This window comes from Streptomyces mabaensis (genome assembly GCF_053763515.1).
The window spans coordinates 1-876 of record NZ_JBSOPZ010000089.1 but is presented as its reverse complement, the minus strand read 5'-3'; the positions used below and the strand labels follow the sequence as shown (position 1 = coordinate 876).

Sequence of the window (876 nt, the reverse complement as noted above, 5' to 3'; positions counted from 1 at the left end):
GTGTCCCTTCAAGGCATCAAGAACTGGGGACGTTCATCCGTACGCGGGTGGGGACGTTCACGTGTACGCCGACACACACCCTCGTCGTGGGCCATTCGCTCCCCGACAGCCGGCGGTGGGACGAAACGCCGGTCCAGCCACTCCTGCGGCTTTCCCCCCGCCTCACCGTAGGACTTCTCCCGCAGCCTGCGATCCAGGATCGGCTTCACGCCGAACAGTTCGGCCACCTCATCTGCCGTCCGCAGGGTGCGCTGGAGATCCGAGGAGAACAGCTCCACCTCGGCGCCGTCCGGGATCTGGGTCCGCAGCGCCTGGGCGATGGAGACCGCCGCACGGACCCCAGCGGGCGTCAGCTGCGAGTCATGCCATCCGCCGACGACTCCCTCGACGTGGTGTGTCGCCTCGGGATGGGTGACGACGTAAAGAGTCCGCATGAGTGCGTGCCTTCCCGTAGGTAGCGTCCTGCCTGATTGCAGGCCGCAACTGTGGAAGCGACAGTTCAGAACCATCAAGCGGGTTCTTCGGCCCGGGCCCGCGTGCTCGCGAGGCGGTAGGAGTCGGTGCCGGTCTCGATGGTGGTGCCGTTGAAGGTGAGGCGGTGGGCGGCCGCCTGAACTTCGGCCGGATCCTCGGTGAGCCGGGCCAGGTCCGGCTTCGGGCGCAGCATCGCGATCACGGTCTCGTTGACGGCCATGGGGTGGGAGGCCCCGCAGCCCGATCGCCCACGAAACAGCGTCCGGAACAACATCAACTACGCTCTCACCAGCCGCATTACCCGTGTCCAGGATTCGGGGTCAAGGCCCAAGGCCGGGTAGTTAACGCATTCGTGCTGGTGGCAAGGGGTTGTCCTGGCTTGTGCGGTAGGTGGCGGGTCCG

At 66.6% G+C, this 876-nt stretch carries 1 protein-coding gene and 1 pseudogene; both read right to left on the bottom strand.

Features of this window, described 5'->3' with window-relative positions; all coding sequences use genetic code 11:
- Positions 1-8 precede the first annotated feature (8 nt).
- The gene (locus ACWV17_RS33835; RefSeq protein ID WP_455362671.1) at positions 9-434 is read right to left on the bottom strand and encodes a histidine phosphatase family protein; all 426 of its coding nucleotides are present in this window, start codon (positions 432-434) and stop codon (positions 9-11) included.
- A 74-nt stretch (positions 435-508) separates the two neighbouring features.
- A pseudogene (locus tag ACWV17_RS33830) lies at positions 509-604 on the bottom strand (ATPase); the annotation flags it as partial.
- Positions 605-876 lie beyond the last annotated feature (272 nt).

Excerpts from the sequence above, each read along its gene's own strand:
- ACWV17_RS33835 (WP_455362671.1), bottom strand. The coding sequence starts at position 434 with ATGCGGACTCTTTACGTCGTCACCCATCCCGAGGCGACACACCACGTC.